We start from the raw sequence: 18,790 nt of genomic DNA, 5'->3' as shown, positions 1-18,790 counted from the left end.
GCCATGTCCTGCTTTCCCATAACGCAACAGACCCTCCCCAGCCCTTGCCGCGATCTTGCGGCCGGTCCTGGTGGAGCCCGTGAAGGCGACCATGTCGACTTCCTCCACGACCGCCGCTCCGGTCTCGGGTCCACCTGTGATAGTCGCGAGGATCGGGGGGGCATGTACCTCCTCGAGCCAGCCGCGGGTTGCTTCCGCCCAGGTCAGAGGCGTGAACTCCGATGGCTTGAACAAGACTGCGCAACCGGCCATGAGCGCGGGTACGCCGTCGAGCATGGGGCCACCCAGTGGCCCGTTCCAAGGGGTGAGCATTCCGACGAGCTGGTACGGACGGGCGAAGAGCCTCAGCTTCTTCGTCATACCGGCAGCACCCCAGGACTTCACCTTGCGGTCGGCGAGGAATTCCTTGGCGTGCTTGCCGTAGTAGTTGATGAGGTCCACCGCCATGGCGACCTCGAGGCCCGCGTCACCCCAGGACTTGCCAGTCTCCTCCTGCATGAGGCCGACGAGGTGCTTCTCGTTGTCAAGGATCCAGTCGAGGAAGCGAAACATGTGCTTGGCGCGACCATCAGGACCCAGGTCCTCCCATGCCGGCTGCGCCTCCCGTAACCTTCTTGCGGCTGCGGCTACGCCTTCCGGACCCTCATCGGGGACCGACGCGATGAGCCGCCCGTCTGCGGGGCAGCGCACCTCGATCAGGGCAGGTCCCGTCGTGGCCTGCTCTTGTGCCTGCTCTTGTGCCTGCGCTGTCATGACAGTCCTTCTCCGTGAGGCCACTGACGTGACCCCAGCACGTTTCTCGGGCGAGAACCTAAGTTGCATTCAACGACTAGTGCAACGGTTGACCTGGTCATGCAGGTGGGTCCGGTCTCCAGGCGACCGCCAGCAGCACAGCGGCGCCGGCCAGCCCGAGCCCAGCCGACACGAGCAGGCCGAGCGCGCCGTCCAGCTCGTCAGCAAACCCCAGCAGCTGGTCCACCGACACCTCACCGGGCCCCAAGGCTCCCAGCGCCGCTGTGACGACGGCGAGCACCGCGACGTACTCCCAGCCCTGGCCTGGCCTGAAGATGAAGAACCCGTTGCGCCGGTGTGCGGTTACGAATGCCACCGTCATCACGCCGATCACCGCTGCGCACGAGAGCGTCGTCAACAGGCCCAGAAGGAGCGCTGCACCTGACGCCAACTCGATCGAGCCGCTGGCCAGCGCATGCACCCGTGGAGGGCGCAGGCCCATGCTGCCGAACCAGCGAGCAGTGCCGTCAACACCACCAGGCCCGAACAGGTGATTCCACCCGTGCGCGAGCATCACCCCTCCCAGAGTTGTCCGGAACAGCAGTGCCGCAAGGTCGACTCCGTCCACCAGACCTTCTTTCCGTCTCGTCCGCGAGACTCAGACGACGTCAGCCGAATGTGCCGCCACCAGCAGTTCCGCCCATGTGGCGATCTTCGCGCGCGGCCGCTCACGCTCGGCCCCCCGGGCGACCTCGGCCGCATCGATCGCACCCCATCCGGAGCAGTCGACGAACGCCACCTTGCGCCCGCGAAGCAGTGTCGTGACGTCGGAGAGCTGGGACGACCCGGCTGTCAGAAAGGCTGCGTCGCTGAGCAACCGCTGTACGACCACCTCGGCATCGGACTTGTTCGTGCCGAGGACACCGACGGGGCCGCGCCCGATCCAGCCGGCAACGTACTCACCGGGAGGCGACGCGCCGTCGCGCGACACCCGCCCGTCGACGGAAGGAACCGTGCCGCGCTCCTCGTCGAACGGGACACCCGCGACAGCCACACCGCGATAGCCAATCGAGCGGAGAAGCAGTTGGACCGGGATCTCGGTGCGCCGCCCGGTCGAGACGACGGCACCAGCGCCGGAGAGAGTCGTCTCCTCCAGCACGACCGCCTGCAAGGCGCCCTCGCCCCTGAGCTCGACAGGGCGCGTCCAGAACCGAATGTGCAGCGACCGGGCCGCTGCGGACCTCGGGCGGCCGGACCACTCCCGGAGGATCGTGAGGTTGCGCTGCACGTCGGGGTTGTCGGCGCAGCGTGCAGCGGTGACATCGTCGAGCTCGAGCTGTGCCGGGTCGACGACGACGTCGACACCCTCGAGGTTGCCGAGTTCCCTGAGCTCCTTGCTCGTGAAGCTCGCGTGGGCCGGACCGCGACGACCGAGCAGATGCACCTCGCGGACCTTGCTCGCTGCCAAAACGTCCAACACCGGGTCGGGGATGTCAGTACGGCGAAGGGCCCCGGCGTCCTTCAGGAGCATTCGCGTGACATCAATGGCCACGTTCCCGACGCCGACGACGGCCACAGCCTCCGCGTCGAGGCGGAAGGTGTCGGCGGGAACGTCAGGGTGCCCCGAGTACCAGTGCACGAAGTGCGTGGCGGAGGCCGAGCCTGGGAGGGCTTCACCTGGGACGCCGAGCCCGCGGTCCGTGGATGCTCCGAACGCATAGACCACGGCGTGGTAGCGGGCGCGGAGTTCCTCCACCGTGAGGTCCTTGCCGATAACGACACTGCCGAAGAAGCGGACCCGGTCGTCGTCGAGGGTGCGTTGTAGCACCTTCGTGAGCGACTTCATCTTGAGGTGATCAGGAGCCACGCCATAGCGCAGCAGGCCGAAGGGGGTGGGTAGGCGATCGAAGACGTCGACCTCGACCGGCACGTCCCGCTGGAACAGGAGGGCGTCCGCGGTGTAGAGGCCGGCAGGCCCTGCGCCGACGACGGCCACCCTGAGCACCTTGCCCATCACCTCAGCTCCTTTCCGCTGCCCAAAGACCCTTGCAGCATCGATTCAACTATGGTTTAGATTTGTCTCTAGAACAAGCCCCGCAGCCGAGGGGCCGTGCCGCAAGGAGCCGTATGCGAGACGCCGTCGTCGTCGAAGCCGTCCGTACGCCGCTGGGCAAGCGCGGAGGGGGGCTGGCCGATGTGCACCCGGCGGACCTCAGCGCCACGGTGCTGCGCGAGCTCGCCGGACGCGCCGATCTCGACCCCGCACTCGTCGACGACGTGGTCTGGGGATGCGTCGGGCAGGTCGGCGAGCAAACCGGAGACATCGCCCGCACAGCCGCGTTGTCGGCAGGTTGGCCCGAGCACGTGCCAGGTGTGACGGTCGACCGTGCCTGCGGGAGTTCGCAACAGGCGCTCAGCTTCGCCGCGGCCGGGGTGATCGCCGGGCACTACGACGTGGCCGTCGCCGGTGGCGTGGAGTCCATGTCGCGCATCCCCATGGGCCTGGCGTTCACCATCGGGGGAGATCCGTACGGCGGTACGGGTTGGCAGGAGCGCTTCGGCACCACGCCGCATCAGGGCCTCGGGGCGGAGCTCATCGCCGAGCGATGGGGGCTCAGCCGCAATGACCTCGACCGATACGCGCTCGAGTCCCACGCCCGGGCCGCCGCCGCCTTGGACGCCGGGGCGTTCGACGGGGAGATCGTGGCGGTAGGTGGCTTGGAGCGGGATGAGGGCGTCCGGCGCGGTGGAACGCTCGATGCTCTGGCAGCACTCAGGACGGCGTTCAAGGAGGAGGGCGTGGTCACAGCAGGCAACTCGTCCCAGATCACCGACGGTGCGGCCGCCCTGCTCGTGACCACCAGCGAGATCGCTCGCCACCACGGCTGGGAGCCACTGGCGCGCGTTCACACGTCGGTCGTGATCGGTGACGACCCGGTCGTCATGCTGACGGGGCCGATCCCTGCCACCCGCAAGGCGCTGAAGCGTGCGCACCTCAAGGTGGATGACATCGGTGCTTTCGAGGTCAACGAAGCCTTCGCTTCGGTGCCGTTGGCCTGGCTGGCCGAGATCGGAACGGACGCCGCGATCGTGAACCCCCGCGGAGGCGCGATCGCGCTCGGGCACCCGGTCGGCGGGTCCGGCGCCCGGATCGCGACCACACTGCTGCACCACATGCGCGACAACCGCATCCGCTACGGCTTGCAGACCATGTGCGAGGGCGGCGGTCAAGCCAATGCGACCATCTTCGAACTGCTGTGAGGAGCGCGATGCCCGAGGTGAGCGACCCCGGCAAAGTGCTGGTCTCCAGCCACGACCATGTCGTCGTGATCACGCTCAACCGCCCCGACGCCCGCAACGCGGTCGACCACGATGTCTGCCTGCTGGTGGGGAACGCGGTGGCGGCTGCAGACAGTGATCCGGACGTCCGCGTGATCGTGCTCACCGGAGCGGGCGACCAGGCCTTCAGCGCGGGCGCCGACCTCAAGGCGATCATGCGTGGCGAGCGCATCCTGCCGGTCGGTAGGGAGCACTGGAGCATCGCCGGTTTCGCCAACCACTTCACGTCCAAACCCACCATCGCCGCGGTCAACGGCGCCGCACTCGGTGGCGGGACCGAACTCGCGCTGTCATGCGACCTCGTCGTCGCTGTCGAGACGGCGACGATCGGGCTCCCCGAAGTGAAGCGGGGGTTGGTCGCCGGAGCGGGAGGTGCGTTCCGCCTGACACGACAGCTCCCTCACCGCGTCGCCCTCGAGCTGCTCCTCACAGGTGAACCGATGAGTGCCACAGACGCGTTGCGCTGGGGTCTGATCAACCGCGTAGTGCCGGCCGGAGGGGCCCTTGGCGCCGCGATGGGCCTAGCGGCGCAGATCGCCGCCAACGCCCCGCTCGCTGTCCAGGCCAGCAAGAGGATCGCCTACGGCGCCGAGGACGGCACCCGGCACGACGAGGACAGCCTCTGGGCGCTCACCGAGCGGGAGTTCGCGGTACTGGCGCTGTCGGAAGACGCCAAGGAAGGTCCACGAGCCTTCGCAGAGAAGCGCTCGCCGATCTGGCTGGCCCGCTAGACCACCATCGACGAGAGGACATCAGTGGAGATCCGTGGCAAGGCAGCGCTCGTTTCCGGGGGGGCCGGCGGCCTCGGCGAGGCGACGGTACGCCGGCTGGTAGCCGACGGCGCGCGGGTGGTGATCGCCGACCTTGCGGAAGAGCGAGGGAAGGCACTCGCTCAGGACCTTGGCGAGGCCGCTGTCTTCGTGCGAACCGACGTCACGGACGAAGAGTCCGTGACGTCGGCCATCGCGGCTGCGTCGGAGCTTGGGGAACTGCGCGTCTCCGTTTGCGCACACGCCGGACCCGTTGCTCAGCAGCGCATCCTGGACCGGAGTGGCGCACCCATACCACAGGAGCTTTTCGATCGGACGATCCGTATCTACCTGTCAGGGACGTTCAACCTTCTCCGGCAGGTCGCAGCGGCCATGGCGGCACTCGAGCCGCTCGACTCCGGTGCGCGGGGTCTCGTCGTCAACACGGCCAGCATCGCAGCATTCGAAGGCCAGATCGGGCAGAGCGACTACAGCGCGGCCAAGGGCGGCGTTGTCGGGCTGGGGCTGGTCGCGGCACGTGACCTCGCTGCCGTGGGGATCCGAGTGGTGACCATCGCTCCCGGCACCTTCTTCACGCCCGCCTTTCAGCTGGACGAGGGGACCGCCCACGAGACCTGGGGAAAGTCCGTTCCCTTCCCCAAACGCATGGGACGCGCCGACGAGTACGCGGATTTGGTGTCGTTCCTCGTCGGCAACGATTACATCAACGGCGAGACCATCCGCATTGATGGGGCCCAGCGCTTCGGGCCGAAGTGACCGGGTAACCTCACCGACCGGCTGCCTCGCCTGCCTGCCTCCGCTGTTGTCCCAGTGGGGTCAGCACCCCTGTTCGGGGCGCGCAGCCGGTCGCTGACTGATCGGCGCTCATGGCGCGCAGCCCTGTCCCCGGTCGGCATGCCCCAGGCCGTCGGGCTCGCAACATCATGGCGATGTACCGACGGCGCCGTGTACCACGGAAGACTGTCGCCAGCACGACCGCTCGACCAGCATCATCAAGCAGTGCGGGTCAAGAGCGGCCAAGCAGGAAATCTGCCCCGCGCTCACCGATCATCATGGACGGTGCGTTGGTGTTGCCCGTGGTCACCTTCGGCATGACCGAGGCGTCGATCACGCGCAGCCCACCGATGCCGTGCACTCGTAGCTCGGGGTCGACCACCGCGTCGCCATCGGCACCCATCTTGCAGCTGCCTACCGGGTGGTAGGACGGGACGACATTGCCACGCGCGTACGCCTCCCAGTCCGCATCCGTTCGACACTCCGACTCGGGGGCGAAGCGCCCGGCGGTGATCTCCCTCATGGCAGGCTGCTCCATCACCTCCTCAACCAGTCGTAGACCCCGCAGCGTGTCGCGAAGGTCATCGGGATGCCCGAGGAGCTGCATCTCGATCCGAGGCGGCTCCATCGGGTCCGCGCTGCGCAGGCTGATTCGGCCGCGGTAGCGGGTGTGAGTAAAGGTCGAAGAGGCGAGGAAACCCTCCTGCTTGGCCGGCTGAACGTTGAACATGCCGTTGTCGTCGACGTCACGCGTGATGGCGATGGGGGTGAACTGCAGCTGCACGTCCGGCGCCGACAGCGAGGGGTCTGTCTTGGCCATGACCTGCACCTGGACCATCGTGAGCGCGAGCACGCCGGTGCCGTGCAGGACGTAATCCTTGAGGCCTCCGAGTATGTCGCCGACCCTCGGCTTGTTGAAAGTATGGATCTTCGCGTGATAACGCTGCATGAGATAGGCATGCTCGTGCAGGTTCGAGCCGACGCCGGGGAGGTTGTGCACGAGGTTGATGCCGTGCTCATGCAGGTGCGCAGAGGGTCCGATGCCTGAGAGCATGAGTAACTTCGGCGTTGCCATGGTGCCAGCGCTGAGTACGACCTCCTGCCGGGCTCGGGCCCGCCTCACGTCACCCTTGTGCTTGTACTCCACGCCGACGGCGACCTTGCCCTCGAGCAGAACGCGCGCCACCGTGGCCTGCGTGCGCACAGTCAGCCGATCCTTCGGAGCGATGCGCTTGACGTACTCACGCGAGGACGAGGATCGGGTGCCGCGGCGGTGGTTGACCTGCGCCAGAGCTACGCCGTCCTGCGTTTCACCGTTGTAGTCCGCGGTCTCGGGGTACCCGGCCTGCTTGGCCGCCTCGACAAAGGCCATGTTGGCCTGGCCTCGGTTGCATTGCGTGGTTACGGAGACGGGACCGCTGCCGCCGCGGAAGGAATTCTCGCCCCCTTCCCAGGTCTCGATGCGCTTGAAGGCCGGCAGCACGGACTCGTAGTCCCACCCCTTGCAGCCCAGCTCAGCCCAGCCGTCGTAGTCGGCTCGGTTGCCGCGGACGTAGACGCAGGAGTTGATCGACCCGCCTCCGCCCATCACCTTGCCCGCCATCCATGCCTCTGGGCGGTTGCCGCGGGAAGGGTCTGGCTCGGCAGGGTATTTCCAGTTGTGCTTCTCGTAGGCGACCGCGACGCCGGCGGGGACCAGGATCTCCAAACGACGACGATCGTTCTTGCCGGCTTCGAGGAGCAGGACGTGGGCGCCCACTTCCGCGAGGCGACTGGCGACGACGGCGCCAGCAGAACCGCCACCGACAACGACGTAGTCGTAGGTCTCGTCCGTCATGCCTGCTCCCAGCCCCTGATGCCTCGGCCGCGAGCGGCCAACAACGTCTCGGTGACGCTCGCATACATAATCTGTCTCAGATTCGAATGCGTCAACGCGTCTGGCCGTGGCTCTCACCAGTGGGCGCCGCCAGCATGAGTGCCACGCGACGGGCACGACAGACGAGCTCGCCTCTGTGGTTGAGACCCCGGTGTTCGAACTCGACGACACCCTGCCCCTGGCGAGAGGACGACTCCCGGACGGAGACGACCTCGGTCTCCGCGAACAGCGTGTCCCCGACGAATACCGGGGCCGGAAAGACGATCTCGCTGAAGCCGAGGTTGGCCACTGTCGTGCCCTCCGTGAGGTCGCCGACGCTCAGACCGACGACGGTGGACATCGTGAAGAGGCTGTTCACGAGAACCTTGCCGAATTCGGTGCGCGAAGCATAGTCGGCATCCAGGTGGAGGCTCTGAGTATTCATGGTGAGGGTCGTGAAGAGTACGTTGTCGGTGTCGGTGACGGTGCGTCCCGGACGATGCGCATAGACGTCGCCGACCACAAGCTCATCGAGGTAGCGCCCTCGCCGCGTGTGGGTGGTCACCAGAGGGCCGCCTCTCGGAGTGCATCGCGGTGGTCAGGGTGTGCGATTGCGATGAGGGCCTCTCCCCGCTCGCGCGTGGTCCGGCCGTCCAGTCGAGCCACCCCGTGCTCGGTCACGATCACGTCGACCATCGTGCGTGGGATGGTGACCGTCCGAACCGACGCTGCGATCCGGGACACCTTTCCTCCGGAGGAGGCAGACGGGAGAGCAATGATACGCATGCCGCCAGGCGACCGCGTGGCAGTGTCCACATAGTCCAGACTTCCTCCGGTACCGGAGATCTGACGGCCATTAACGGTCTCGCTGTTGACGTTCCCGGCCAGGTCCACTTCGACCGCCGTGTTGATGGACACGAAGCGCTCGATCTCTCCCAGCCGGGTGGCGTCATGCGAGACCGACGACGGATACATTCCGATGGCAGGGTTGTCGTCACTGAACCGGAGCAGCTTCTGCGTGCCCATCATGTCGGGGCTCAGCACAGCAGGGGTGGGCAGCACGTCGCCGGCACTGAGCACCCCCGCCGCAAAGAGGTCCACCATCTCGTCTGTCGCCATGCCGACGAAACGCACGCCGCCCAGGTCAGCCGACGCCAGGGAGCGCACGAGCGTCTCGGGGATGGCGCCGATACCTATCTGGAGCGTGGGGTTTCCGGGAAGCAGCCGCAGGACGTTCCTCGCGATCGCCGTGGAGATCTCGTCCGGCTTCGCGGATGTGTAGGTCGGCAGCGGCGTCACGGACTCGACAAGCGAGTCGAAGATCGACACGTGCACACATGACTCACCACGGGTCCGGGGCACGCTGGCATCGACCTCAGCGATCAAGGTCTGTGCTGTACGCAGCGCCGCCAGCCCGTAGCTGACAGATGGCCCGAGTGAGCAATGACCTCGAGCGTCCGGCGGGCTTACCCGCACGAGGGCAGCCCCGACGCGCCAGCGCTCGAACAGGGCTGCAAGACGCGAGGCCCGAGCGGGGACGTAGCCGATGACCCCTTCGGCGACCAGGTCGCGGATCGGAGGCATGACGTGCCAGGTGCGGTAGATCATCTCCCCCGCTGTCACGGCGGCGACGAACGGGTAGCCGCTGAGGAGCAGTCCCGATGACAGCGTCCAGTCGCGTCCAGGCGCTACCTCACCCAAGGCGTCGAGCAGCGTCGTCGGGGCGCCCATGCCAGGAGCCGACACCAGGTGGCTCCCGTTGGGTACCCGCGCGAGGGCCTCGCGGGGGGTGCGGTGCGGAAGGGTCTTCACGTGGGACCGCTCCCCGCAGTCAGGCCGACGGCGAAGGTGGCGTCGAAGGCCGCCTGGTCGTATTGGAACTCGTCCACCTCGACGATCAAGTCCGCTTCGAAACGGTAGATGAGGCACTCCTTCATGCGCAGGACGCGATCGCCGATCGTGATGACGCCGTACTGGAAGACGATCGCCCGGTCGTCGCTCGTCGCAATGTCAATCACTTCGAAGGCGGCCGGCTGGGCCAGGATCCGCCGCACCATGCCGAACAGGCCCATGACTTCCGCACGTCCGACGTACTCGCCGGCGAGCGCGTTGTTCCCGGGGACCCGCCACACGCAGCCAGGCGCCAAGAGTGCCTCGATCGTGAGACGGTCGCGTTCGGTGAAGGCCCGCATGAGGTTACGAACTGCTGCGGCGTGCGGATGTTCCCAGGGTGCGGCCACCTCTTTTTTCTACTTTAGTTTTGAATTAGAGTCAACCGTCACAACGGCGTCGCCGTGCAGCACCGGCAGGCCATCGTCATTGGTCGTCTTCAGGGTGATCCGTACCCGAACGCAGGAACCGTGAGTGTCGACCGCGGCAATGGTGGCCGTGGTGGTCAGCCGGTCCCCCGGCCACACGGGCGCCGTGAATCGGACGCCGAATGTGCGCAGCGAGTCGGCGCCAAACCATGAGGTGACAATTTGGCTACTCAAAGCCATCGTCATCATCCCGTGCGCCATGATCGACGCGTTACCCGCGGCCCTGGCCGCCGGTTCGTCGGTGTGCAACGGGCTGAAGTCGCCGGACGCCCCGGCGTACTGCACGATCTGCGTTCTGGTCACTTCGGCGCACACGACCATGCTGCGGACCTGGCCGACCTCAGGCAGGACGTTCATCGACGCTCGCTGACGTCGGCGGAGTTTCGACCAGCACCATCCGCGACCGCACGACAACCGCGCCGTGCTGGTTGCGCAGCTCCTTCACGAGCTCGGTGAACAGCAGCTTGCCTCCGCGCTTGCTGTTCTTGGTCCAGCGCCTGCCGTACTCCTCCGTCACATCGAGAACGTCACCGAGATGAACGGGCAGCAAGTACTCAAAGTGCTGCTCGGCGTGGAGCAGCTCACCACCGCCCACAGGAGCGACAGCCAGCGCACCCGTGGGGCGCATGCCCCGCATGTGCTCGGGATCATGCTGGATCGAGGTCGCCGTGAAAGTGGGAGGCACGACCCGCTCAGGCGAGGGCATGGGCTCCCCAACCGCGCGGGCGAAGGCCATGACATGACCCTCCTCCACCGGGAAGCGCTGTCCCACCGTCAAACCGCCGGACGAAAGCGTGGCAACGCCGAACCAGCTCCCGTGTCGTGAAACACCACCTGCACGGGCTGTCCGATGGCGAGCATCTCGGGGTCACACTCCACGATGTTGGTGAGCATCTTCGGGCCCTCCTCGAGCTCGACGAGGGCGAGCACGTAGGGACCGCAATCCTTGTACTCGAGGATCCCTCGGGCCGTCAGCGTGAAGCTGTACACCGTTCCGCGCCCGGAAGCCTCGACCTGCTCCAACTCGCCACTGTGACAGTTCGAACACAGGAAACGCGGGTACCACACGGACGTGCTACAGGCCGTACAGCGCTGGACGAGCAGCACGCCGCGAGAGGTCGCCTCCCAGAACGCTGCTGTCTCCGGCTGCACTTCCGGTATCGGGGCCGGCAGCCCCGCGCCCGTTGTCATACGTCCTCCCTGCTGAGGATGACGGTGGCATTGCCCATCCGCGTGGACAGCCAGCCACCCGTACCGTGTGCCAGGGCGATCTCGCAGTCAGGCACCTGCACGGCAGCGTGTGCCTCCCCGCGCAGCTGGCGGACCGCCTCGATCATCTTCGTCATGCCGCCTCGGTTGGCGGGGTGGTTATTGCAGAGCGAACCACCGTCGGTGTTGAACGGCAGCTTGCCGAACGGCGCCTGCAGGGTTCCGCCGAGCACGAACTTGCCGCCCTCGCCCTTGTCGCAGAAACCGAGGTCCTCGAGCGCCAGCAGAACCGTGATCGTGAACGAGTCGTACAGCCCGACGTAGTCGATGTCGCTGCGGCTGACGCCCGCCTCTTCGAAGGCATCGCGGCCGGACCGGACTCCTCCGGTAACCGTCACGTCCTGCCAGCCGCCCTTCGTGTGCTCGATGGCCTCCCCGTGCCCCAGGACCGCGATGCAGTGACGGTCCAGGCTCTTCGCGATGTCCTCGTTGACGAGAACGAGGGCGCCGCCCCCGTCGGTGACGACGCAGCAGTCGAGCCGGTGCAGCGGGCTGCTCACCATCGGGCTGTTCACGACGTCCTCGACGGTGACGACCTTGCGTAGCAGTGCACGCTCGTTGTGCTGCGCATGAAACGAGGCGGCCACCTTGATCTCGGCCAGCTGCTCGCTGGTCGTGCCGTACTCGTGGATGTGGCGCGCCGCAGCGAGCGCGTAGACCGCGCTGACGTTCATGCCGAAGACGGGCTCGAAGGCCGCCTCGGGCGGAGCGCCCATCAGCTGACCGGGTGCGCGCAACGCCGTGGTGCGCGGTCGGCCGCCGAGGGTGATGAGGGCGACGCTGCACTTCCCGGTGGCGATCGCGGCAGCAGCATGCCCGACGTGGCTGAGGTAAACCGAGCCCCCCATGTCGGAGGAGTCCATGTAGCGCACCGAGAGGCCGAGATAGTCCGCCATGGCGAGGCCACCCAGTCCCGGCGCGTCCCCTCCGGTGAAGTAGCCGTCGACATCGGCCAACGTCAGACCGGCGTCAGAGAGTGCCCCGAGAGCCACCTCCGCATGGATCTGCGCGATGGACCTGTCGGGCAGCTCTCGTCCAGGATGCTCGTAGGCCCCAGCGATGAAGGCCTTGCGTCGGATGGTCACAACCGGTCAGACGAAGGGATTCGCCGGCGCGGCGTCCGTGATTGGTCGGAACGCCTGTTCCACCTGCTTGCCGATCGTGGACAGATCCCAGGCCTCGCCCTCTGCGCTTACGGTGACCAGTGGCTGTGGGTCGCTGTACAGGGACACCTCAAGACCTCGCGCGTGAATGACGTGACCGTTGCACCACGCCGACTGCTCCGAAGCCAGCCAAGCAGCAATGGGAGCGATGTTGTCCGGGGACAGCTTGTCGGCTCCCGGTCCGTCGACCCCCGACTTCTTGGCCGTGTCCGTCATGCGCGTCGCAGCCGCCGGCGAGATGGCGTTCGTCGTGACGCCGTACTTCTTCAGGGCCACTGCGCACGAGTAGGTGAGTCCCACGATGCCCATCTTCGCGGCTGAGTAGTTGGGCTGGCCCGGAGCGCCGTGCAGGCCCGCCCGAGAGGTGTAGTTGATGATTCGGTGGTTGGCCGCCGCGTCACCGAGCCCTCGCCAGTAGGAAGCGGCCGGGCGGATCGTGTTGAAGTGTCCCTTAAGGTGGACCCGGATGACGGCGTCCCACTCTTCCTCGGCCATGTTAAAGATCATCCGGTCGCGCAGGATGCCCGCCACGTTCACGAGCACGTCGAGCTTGCCGAACTCCTCGATGGTCGACTCGACGAGGTCACGGGCGGCCTCGTGGTCCGAGATGTTCGCGCCATTCACCTTGGCGGTGCCTCCGCTGTCCTGGATCTCCCTGACGAGGTCCTCACCCGGACTCCCGTCCTTCTCCAAGCCGTTCAGAGAAGCACCGATGTCATTCACCACGACAGCCGCGCCCTCCCGCGCGAACAGTCGTGCGACGGAGCCGCCGATCCCGCCGCCGGCACCCGTCACAATCGCCACCCGCCCGTCGAGTGTTCCCATCAGCTGTCCCTCCGAAGGTCGTCCCAGCAATCCGAATCTAACATTGGTTAGACATCAGGACAAGACACATCAAGATTCATTTATGGTCTGCCAGGCATCGAGGCGTTTGAGAACCTTCACGCGCCCCGACGCGCCGTCCACCCGCACGAGGTCGCCTGTCCGCAGGACCTGGGACCCGATCCTGGTGTTGACCACGCACGGAATACCCAGCTCTCGCGCGACGATCGCGGCGTGGCTGAGGGCTCCGCCGATGTCCACGACCAAGGCCCCGGACACGAACATGATCGAGGCCCAGCTGGGATCGGTCGTCGGAGAGACCAGGATCTCCCCCAGCTCGACGTCAGCGTCATCGGGGTCGCTCACGACGCGCACCGTCCCCTCGACGGTGCCGGGGCTGGCGCCGACGCCCTCAAGTACGTCGACGATCGGCGCGGTGTCCCCCGCTTCGGGTTCGTCGAGGGCGGTCGGCTGCCCCAGCCACGCGGGCGGGATTTGCAGGGTCTCGTAGTAGGCCCGGCGCTCACGCCGTCGGACGACCAGCTCACGGGCATCGCGCGGAAGCGTGACGATCTCGTCTGTCGTCAGGTAGAAGACGTCCTCGACATCGTCGAGCAGGCTCTCGTCGACGAGGTGCTCCCCGATGCGTCGCGCAGCTGCACGTGCCATGTCGAGGGACTGCAGGAACGCGGCCTTGCCGACTCCCCGCAGCGGGATGACATTGGCCGCCAGGCGGAGGATGAGACGCGCGCCCGGGCGGCGGTGTCGTGGCAACGATGCCAGGAGCTTGCGCTCGAGCGCCTCGCGAGCCTGTCGCTTCCGCCCTTCGATGCGCGCAGGGTCGGCGGTCTCGTCCAGCGCGCGGTAGCCCTCCAGGAGCTTGCGCAATGCGGTGTCGTCCTCCCGCCACACACGGCCCGAGATCTCACCTTCGCGGGGCCCATGGAAGCCGTGTCGCCGCACGACCTCCTCGATGGTCAGGCGGTCCCGGGATGCGGCCCACATGTCGGTCACAATCGCGCTCTCCGCGTGTGCGCCGTACCCGCTCATAAACGACGTCACCTCCCCGACAGCAGCGCCTTCGACAAGTCGTCGGAGCTGCTCGTAGACCGGCTGTGTAGCGCACAGGACGTGGATGCCCTGCACGGTCACGTTGTGCTCGAAACGCCGCGCGGCCTCGTGAAACTGCCGGGTGGCCTCGGCACGGGAGAGGTCCTTCGTCTTGCCGACGTTCTCCAGCCACCACTGCTGCGTCTCAGCGTTCGCCCTGCGCACCTTGCGCCCGATGGTCGCGAAGCTGTAGGGAAAGCGTAGGGCGATGACCGGCCACCGACGACGGCTCGGGCTGCTCGTCAGCTCCGGCGGCATAGCACCCACCACCTGCTCGGCCACTGCCGCGCCTGAAGTGCCGGGGAGGCGATCTCCGATCCCGACCAGGAAGTCCACCCGGCCCGCCACCCGGCCGTAGAAGACGCTGCAAACACGGTCCTGCTCGTCGGCGGGGAAACCGCTCTCCTTCCGTGTCAGCGCACCCATGCTTCCGAACGCCGCCCGGGTGGCGCGCTCCGCCGTCGGACCCCAGAACGTCCATCCCAGAGGCGTCATCACACCCGGCATCGCCTCACCGAAGTTTGAGGTACTCCAGAAAGCCTGGGGCGCGCTGCGGCTGTGGAGCGGATCCCACTGCTCGACAGCCAGCTCCATGATCATGGCCGTATTCCTCTCGTCGCCGCTCTCCCGGTGCTGTCCTGGCACCAGTCACGCGAACAGCTAGCGCACGGCCGCAGGCTGCTGACCGGACGCCGGAGTCACGCCTCCAACATCCATTTCCGCACTTCCCGTTCCCTTGCTCCGTTGGGAGGCTGCCGCGTCCCGCCTCGGGCGCGCCTTCCTCTGGCGCCACACCGCAAAGGCGACAGCCGTGATGACGGCCACACCGTTGAAGAGGTCTGCCAGCCACTGCACGCCGGTGACGAGCTGGAGACCCTTGATGCCCGTGGCCAGGACGTAGAGGGCGATGAGCGTCCCCCACACGTTGAAGCGACCCGGATGCAGCTGCGTCGACCCCAGGAAGACTGCGGCGAACGCTGGCAGCAGCAGCGCTCCGCCGAACGTCAGCGACGGTCCTGACAGGGATGCGTACAGAACACCCGCAACCCCGCACAGCATCGCGCTCGTCGTGAGGGAGATCCATGTCCAGGTCCCCGTCCGCACGCCGGCCAGACGAGCCGCCTCAGCGTTCCCGCCGACGGCGTAGATGTAGCGTCCCACCGGGGTTTGCGACAGCACCCACCATAGGAGGACGGCCACCACGAGCATGTACAGGACGACGATCTGGAAGCCGAACACCTCGCGTTGGGTGAGGTCACTCCAGGCTCGGCTCGTGGGCGGGAGCGGTTGTGTCTGACCAGAGACGATCGACTGAAGTGCCGTGATGATTGAAGCTGCCCCCAGGGTGGCGATGAAGGAGTTGACGCGCAGCACCACGACCACGAAGCCGTTGACGGCGCCGATGACGAAGCAGGTGGCGACCGTGACAGCGATGGCCGGCCACATGGACCAGCCCTTGTCCGACTGCAGGACGGTCACGATGATGGCCGCGAGGTTGACGGTCGCACCGACGGAGAGGTCGTAGGCCCCTGTGGCGAGCGGCACCAGGACGGCGAGAGCCACGATGGCCGCGATCGCCTGCTGCGCAGCCACCGAGTGCAGAGTGCCCGTTGTGAGAAACAGGTCCGGCACCCAGATTCCGAAGACGATGACGATGAGCGCCCACAGGTACAGGCCGGAGAAGCGGTCGAAGCCCAGGCTCGGCCGAGGACGCGCGGTCGGCGAGGTGCTCATGCTGCCCGGTCCTCGGAGCCCAACGCCTCGCGGGCCACTTCGGCCACGGTCAGCGCGCCATTCGACAACTCGGCCACAAGCCGTCCGTCGCGGAGCACCAGGACGCGATGGCACAGGGCAACCAGCTCGTCGTAGTCCGAGGAGCTCACAACAGCCGCCGCCCCCGCCTCCACGGCCGAGAGGATCTGACGGTGGATCTCGGCCTTCGCGCCGATGTCGACACCCTGTGTGGGCTCGTCGAGTAAGAGAACCCGAGGGGCGCATCTGAGCCACTTGCCGAACAGCACCTTCTGCTGGTTGCCACCGCTGAACGACCCGAGAGGAGCGTCCACTGCGCCGGGCGGCCGGACGTCGAGCCGCTCGAACCACGTTCGGGTTTGAGCGACCTCGAGTCGCCGTCTCAAGCGCGGGGCGCGCCAGAGGGCCCGGAGGGCTGGCAGGGTCAGGTTTTCGCGCGCCGACATCGACATGACACCGCCTAGCCGAACACGATCAGCCGGTAGCAGCGTGAGCCCCGCAGCGATCGCACGGTCTGGTCGTCCGGGAGCCAAGCTCTCGTCGCCGACCTGGACCCGACCGCTGCTTCGCGGGACGGCACCGAAGATTGCCGGGAGCAGCGTCTCCCGTCCAGAGCCTGTGAGACCGGCGACACCGACCACCTCTCCCGGACGGACGGTGAAGTTCGCGGTCACCAGCGGGCCTGCCGACAGCCCCTGAACGTGCAGCACGGGAGCTCCGTGCACCGCGGACAACGAGTCCGACGCCGCGCTCACCTCCTGGAGCTCGCCGCCCACCAGGTGTTCCACCAGCTCGCGCCTGGTGAGGGCCCCTGCTTTGGTGGTCACGACCTTGCGGCCGTCGCGCAGGACGCTGACGTCTTCGGCGACCTCGAACACCTCGTCCAAGTGGTGAGTGACGTACAGGACACCGACGCCGCTCGCAGCCACTGCCCGCACCACCGCCAGCAGCTGTTTGACCTCGGTGTCCGGCAAGGTGGCCGTTGGTTCGTCGAGGACCAGCAGGCGCACGCCGGTCACGTCGGCGTCTGCGAGGGCCCTCGCGACAGCCACACCGGTGCGCTCGGCGGCAGCCAGGCCGCCCACGAGTGCATCGGGGTCCAGCGCCAGGCCCAGACGCTGAAGCGCCTCGTCCGTGCGCCGCCGCAGGGTCTTGCGATGCACTGCACCGCAGCGCGTAGGGAACCCCGCGGTCAGTGCGACGTTGTCCGCCACGCTGCAGGTGTCCACGAGGCCGAGGTCCTGGTGCACGAAGCGGCAGCCGAGGTTGTAGGCAGAGGAGGCTACGCCAACCTGCAGCGGCTGACCGCCGACTTCCACGCTGCCGCCCGGATCGGGATGGTGGTAGCCGGAGAGCGTCTTGATGAGCGTGGACTTCCCCGAGCCGTTCTCCCCCAGCAAGGCGTGCACGGTGCCGGCGTCGACCCGTAGGTCGACGTCAGCGAGCGCGCGTGTCGGGCCGAAGCTCTTGCTGAGGCCGCGTACGAGGAGGCTGGGTGGGAGCGGGCCAGCTCCGTTGGCCCGCTCCACCACCTCGCGAGGGGTCACCCTACCTTCCACAGCTTCTTGAACTGCTGCTCGTAGTCCTCGGGCCGGTCGATCGAGTCCTGCGGGCTCCCGACCGTCTCCTTGGTGAGCAGCTGCAGCGGAAGTGCACCGTCACCCGGTTCCACGGACATGCCCTGCGCATAGCGCAATGCAACGTCCACGGCCTTCCACGCCATGATGTTGAAGGGCAGGAGTGTGAACGCCTTCGCCTCGCCGGTCTGCACCTGCTGCTGGTTGAACTTGGCCGGGTTGATGCCGAGCAGCTGGACGTCGGGAAGACCCGCCGCCTTCACCGCCGCTTGCAGGCCCTGCGTGAATTCGCCCTGCACCGTGACCACATACTTCACGTCCCGGTTGCGCTGCAGCGCAGACACGACCGCCGGCACCACCTGTCCGCCGCCCACCTGGGCCAGCGTTACGTCTACCGTCCCCACCGAGCAGTCCGGGCACCCCGACTTGACCGTGGACACATACTGGTCTGTCACGATCTTGAGCGAGCCCACGTCCGGGACGTTCACGATCAGCGACTTGCCCCGTCCCTGCGAGTCCGCGATGAAGAAGTTCGCGATCGCGCTCGCCTGGGCCCGAGCATCGGCGGGCCCGTCAAGCGATCCTGCGGGGACGACCGGGCTCGCGGTCGTCTCACCGACGGCGATCGGAATGAGCGGCACGCCGGCCTTCTGGAACGCGGGGGCCTGGCTCCCCCAGACGGCCTCCGGTATGCCGGCGAAGGCCACGCCCACCGGCTTCGGGTTCATCTCAAGAGCCTGCTGCATGCCAGCGATAAGCGTCGCCGGGTCTGCAAGCTTGATCGGCTGGTTCTTGTATTCGAGGCCTGCGGCCTTCGCCGCCGTACCCATACCCTTGGCGAGCACCTGGCACAGGCCGTTCTCGCAGGAGAGGAAGACGAGCGTGCCTCCCTTGGCCGGAGCGCTCTTCAACGGCTCGGTCACCCCGATGGACGTCGGGGCCTGCAGCAGCTTCGTCACCTCTGCCTGGGCTGCCGCCACCGCGGCGGAGGCGCTTCCCGTCGCGGTCGGGGTGACGGCATCCTTGCCGGCGTCGTCGGAGCTGGAGCACCCGGCTAAGGCGAGAACTAAAAAGGTCCCGACAGCAACAGCTGCTGCTGCAGGACGCAGGACGCCGCGCCGCGAGAACGGTGCGGGCGTGGACACGTGGGACATTGAGCTCCTCTTACCTGGACCGGCGGCGCCGGTCGCCTGTTCACAGCGCTGGGCCGGCCGCAGGTGAGGGATGTGACGGCCGTCACAGATTTTCTGTCTAAACCTATATTGGTTTCGAACGTTGTCAAGCAACGCAAGGACGTCCCCGAGGCAGA

Annotated in this window: 19 protein-coding genes; 3 read left to right on the top strand and 16 right to left on the bottom strand. The window is 67.1% G+C overall.

Annotated elements, in window-relative coordinates; genetic code table 11:
- The 3 genes from DD1DGNOD_RS11830 to DD1DGNOD_RS11820 all read right to left on the bottom strand — a co-directional run.
- The coding region (locus DD1DGNOD_RS11830; protein WP_131770113.1) for an aldehyde dehydrogenase family protein at positions 1-753 on the bottom strand (753 nt) is incomplete at its 3' end.
- Positions 754-850: 97 nt separating this feature from the next.
- Positions 851-1,360, bottom strand: a complete 510-nt coding sequence (locus DD1DGNOD_RS11825; protein WP_131767420.1) for a DoxX family protein — start codon at positions 1,358-1,360, stop codon at positions 851-853.
- Positions 1,361-1,390: 30 nt separating this feature from the next.
- On the bottom strand, positions 1,391-2,746 hold the full coding sequence (locus DD1DGNOD_RS11820) for an FAD-dependent oxidoreductase (RefSeq protein WP_131767419.1): 1,356 nt from the start codon (positions 2,744-2,746) through the stop codon (positions 1,391-1,393).
- Between the two features lie 113 nt (positions 2,747-2,859).
- On the opposite strand from DD1DGNOD_RS11820, the gene DD1DGNOD_RS11815 reads away from it, so the two are divergent.
- From DD1DGNOD_RS11815 to DD1DGNOD_RS11805, 3 genes are read left to right on the top strand one after another with little or no spacing between them, the layout of a single operon-like run.
- A complete protein-coding gene (locus DD1DGNOD_RS11815; protein ID WP_131767418.1) occupies positions 2,860-3,993 on the top strand; it encodes a thiolase family protein in 1,134 nt (377 codons plus the stop codon).
- Between the two features lie 8 nt (positions 3,994-4,001).
- Positions 4,002-4,802, top strand: coding sequence for a crotonase/enoyl-CoA hydratase family protein (locus DD1DGNOD_RS11810; RefSeq protein WP_131767417.1), 801 nt, complete (start codon positions 4,002-4,004; stop codon positions 4,800-4,802).
- Between the two features lie 24 nt (positions 4,803-4,826).
- A complete protein-coding gene (locus tag DD1DGNOD_RS11805; protein WP_131767416.1) occupies positions 4,827-5,597 on the top strand; it encodes an SDR family NAD(P)-dependent oxidoreductase in 771 nt (256 codons plus the stop codon).
- 250 nt (positions 5,598-5,847) lie between these two features.
- Here the strand turns inward: DD1DGNOD_RS11805 and DD1DGNOD_RS11800 are convergent, their stop codons facing one another.
- The 13 genes from DD1DGNOD_RS11800 to DD1DGNOD_RS11740 form a co-directional block, all read right to left on the bottom strand.
- Positions 5,848-7,452, bottom strand: a complete 1,605-nt coding sequence (locus tag DD1DGNOD_RS11800; RefSeq protein ID WP_131767415.1) for a GMC family oxidoreductase — start codon at positions 7,450-7,452, stop codon at positions 5,848-5,850.
- A gap of 91 nt (positions 7,453-7,543) precedes the next feature.
- Entirely contained in the window at positions 7,544-8,035 is a 492-nt protein-coding gene (locus DD1DGNOD_RS11795; RefSeq protein WP_131767414.1) for a MaoC family dehydratase, read from the bottom strand.
- Positions 8,032-9,282 (bottom strand): acetyl-CoA hydrolase/transferase family protein, encoded by a 1,251-nt coding sequence (locus tag DD1DGNOD_RS11790; RefSeq protein WP_131767413.1) that lies wholly within the window; start codon positions 9,280-9,282, stop codon positions 8,032-8,034. The genes DD1DGNOD_RS11795 and DD1DGNOD_RS11790 overlap by 4 nt, the downstream gene beginning before the upstream one ends.
- Positions 9,279-9,662, bottom strand: a complete 384-nt coding sequence (locus tag DD1DGNOD_RS11785; protein ID WP_131767412.1) for a nuclear transport factor 2 family protein — start codon at positions 9,660-9,662, stop codon at positions 9,279-9,281. The genes DD1DGNOD_RS11790 and DD1DGNOD_RS11785 overlap by 4 nt, the downstream gene beginning before the upstream one ends.
- A gap of 57 nt (positions 9,663-9,719) precedes the next feature.
- The gene (locus tag DD1DGNOD_RS11780) at positions 9,720-10,145 is read right to left on the bottom strand and encodes a MaoC family dehydratase (protein ID WP_131767411.1); all 426 of its coding nucleotides are present in this window, start codon (positions 10,143-10,145) and stop codon (positions 9,720-9,722) included.
- On the bottom strand, positions 10,129-10,560 hold the full coding sequence (locus DD1DGNOD_RS11775; RefSeq protein WP_206443112.1) for an FAS1-like dehydratase domain-containing protein: 432 nt from the start codon (positions 10,558-10,560) through the stop codon (positions 10,129-10,131). The genes DD1DGNOD_RS11780 and DD1DGNOD_RS11775 overlap by 17 nt, the downstream gene beginning before the upstream one ends.
- A gap of 2 nt (positions 10,561-10,562) precedes the next feature.
- Positions 10,563-10,979 carry a Zn-ribbon domain-containing OB-fold protein gene (locus tag DD1DGNOD_RS11770; protein ID WP_131767409.1) on the bottom strand — a complete coding sequence of 139 codons (417 nt, stop codon included), beginning with the start codon at positions 10,977-10,979 and terminating at the stop codon, positions 10,563-10,565.
- A complete protein-coding gene (locus DD1DGNOD_RS11765; protein WP_131767408.1) occupies positions 10,976-12,142 on the bottom strand; it encodes a thiolase domain-containing protein in 1,167 nt (388 codons plus the stop codon). Before DD1DGNOD_RS11765 ends, DD1DGNOD_RS11770 begins: the two co-directional genes overlap by 4 nt.
- Positions 12,143-12,148: 6 nt before the next feature.
- Positions 12,149-13,045 carry an SDR family NAD(P)-dependent oxidoreductase gene (locus DD1DGNOD_RS11760; protein ID WP_131767407.1) on the bottom strand — a complete coding sequence of 299 codons (897 nt, stop codon included), beginning with the start codon at positions 13,043-13,045 and terminating at the stop codon, positions 12,149-12,151.
- 69 nt (positions 13,046-13,114) lie between these two features.
- Positions 13,115-14,752: a PEP-utilizing enzyme gene (locus DD1DGNOD_RS11755; protein WP_206443111.1), complete on the bottom strand. Its 1,638-nt coding sequence runs from the start codon at positions 14,750-14,752 to the stop codon at positions 13,115-13,117.
- A gap of 60 nt (positions 14,753-14,812) precedes the next feature.
- Positions 14,813-15,886, bottom strand: a complete 1,074-nt coding sequence (locus tag DD1DGNOD_RS11750; RefSeq protein WP_131767406.1) for an ABC transporter permease — start codon at positions 15,884-15,886, stop codon at positions 14,813-14,815.
- On the bottom strand, positions 15,883-17,451 hold the full coding sequence (locus DD1DGNOD_RS11745; protein WP_131767405.1) for a sugar ABC transporter ATP-binding protein: 1,569 nt from the start codon (positions 17,449-17,451) through the stop codon (positions 15,883-15,885). The genes DD1DGNOD_RS11750 and DD1DGNOD_RS11745 overlap by 4 nt, the downstream gene beginning before the upstream one ends.
- Positions 17,448-18,635, bottom strand: a complete 1,188-nt coding sequence (locus tag DD1DGNOD_RS11740) for a sugar ABC transporter substrate-binding protein (RefSeq protein WP_241255665.1) — start codon at positions 18,633-18,635, stop codon at positions 17,448-17,450. Before DD1DGNOD_RS11740 ends, DD1DGNOD_RS11745 begins: the two co-directional genes overlap by 4 nt.
- Positions 18,636-18,790: the final 155 nt, after the last annotated feature.

This window comes from Candidatus Protofrankia californiensis (assembly GCF_900634765.1).
Taxonomy (GTDB): Bacteria; Actinomycetota; Actinomycetes; order Frankiales; family Frankiaceae; genus Protofrankia; species Protofrankia californiensis.
Note: the sequence above shows the minus strand (reverse complement) of the source record. Positions and strands in the feature narration are given on the sequence as shown.

What these genes read in the sequence shown, in the direction of transcription:
- DD1DGNOD_RS11780 (WP_131767411.1), bottom strand. Translation starts at nt 10,145, where the DNA reads ATGAACGTCCTGCCTGAGGTCGGCCAGGTCCGCAGCATGGTCGTGTGC.
- DD1DGNOD_RS11760 (WP_131767407.1), bottom strand. Translation starts at nt 13,045, where the DNA reads ATGGGAACACTCGACGGGCGGGTGGCGATTGTGACGGGTGCCGGCGGC.
- DD1DGNOD_RS11800 (WP_131767415.1), bottom strand. Translation starts at nt 7,452, where the DNA reads ATGACGGACGAGACCTACGACTACGTCGTTGTCGGTGGCGGTTCTGCT.
- DD1DGNOD_RS11785 (WP_131767412.1), bottom strand. Translation starts at nt 9,662, where the DNA reads ATGCGGGCCTTCACCGAACGCGACCGTCTCACGATCGAGGCACTCTTG.
- DD1DGNOD_RS11740 (WP_241255665.1), bottom strand. Translation starts at nt 18,635, where the DNA reads ATGTCCCACGTGTCCACGCCCGCACCGTTCTCGCGGCGCGGCGTCCTG.
- DD1DGNOD_RS11750 (WP_131767406.1), bottom strand. Translation starts at nt 15,886, where the DNA reads ATGAGCACCTCGCCGACCGCGCGTCCTCGGCCGAGCCTGGGCTTCGAC.
- DD1DGNOD_RS11815 (WP_131767418.1), top strand. Translation starts at nt 2,860, where the DNA reads ATGCGAGACGCCGTCGTCGTCGAAGCCGTCCGTACGCCGCTGGGCAAG.
- DD1DGNOD_RS11755 (WP_206443111.1), bottom strand. Translation starts at nt 14,752, where the DNA reads ATGATCATGGAGCTGGCTGTCGAGCAGTGGGATCCGCTCCACAGCCGC.
- DD1DGNOD_RS11820 (WP_131767419.1), bottom strand. Translation starts at nt 2,746, where the DNA reads ATGGGCAAGGTGCTCAGGGTGGCCGTCGTCGGCGCAGGGCCTGCCGGC.
- DD1DGNOD_RS11810 (WP_131767417.1), top strand. Translation starts at nt 4,002, where the DNA reads ATGCCCGAGGTGAGCGACCCCGGCAAAGTGCTGGTCTCCAGCCACGAC.
- DD1DGNOD_RS11770 (WP_131767409.1), bottom strand. Translation starts at nt 10,979, where the DNA reads ATGACAACGGGCGCGGGGCTGCCGGCCCCGATACCGGAAGTGCAGCCG.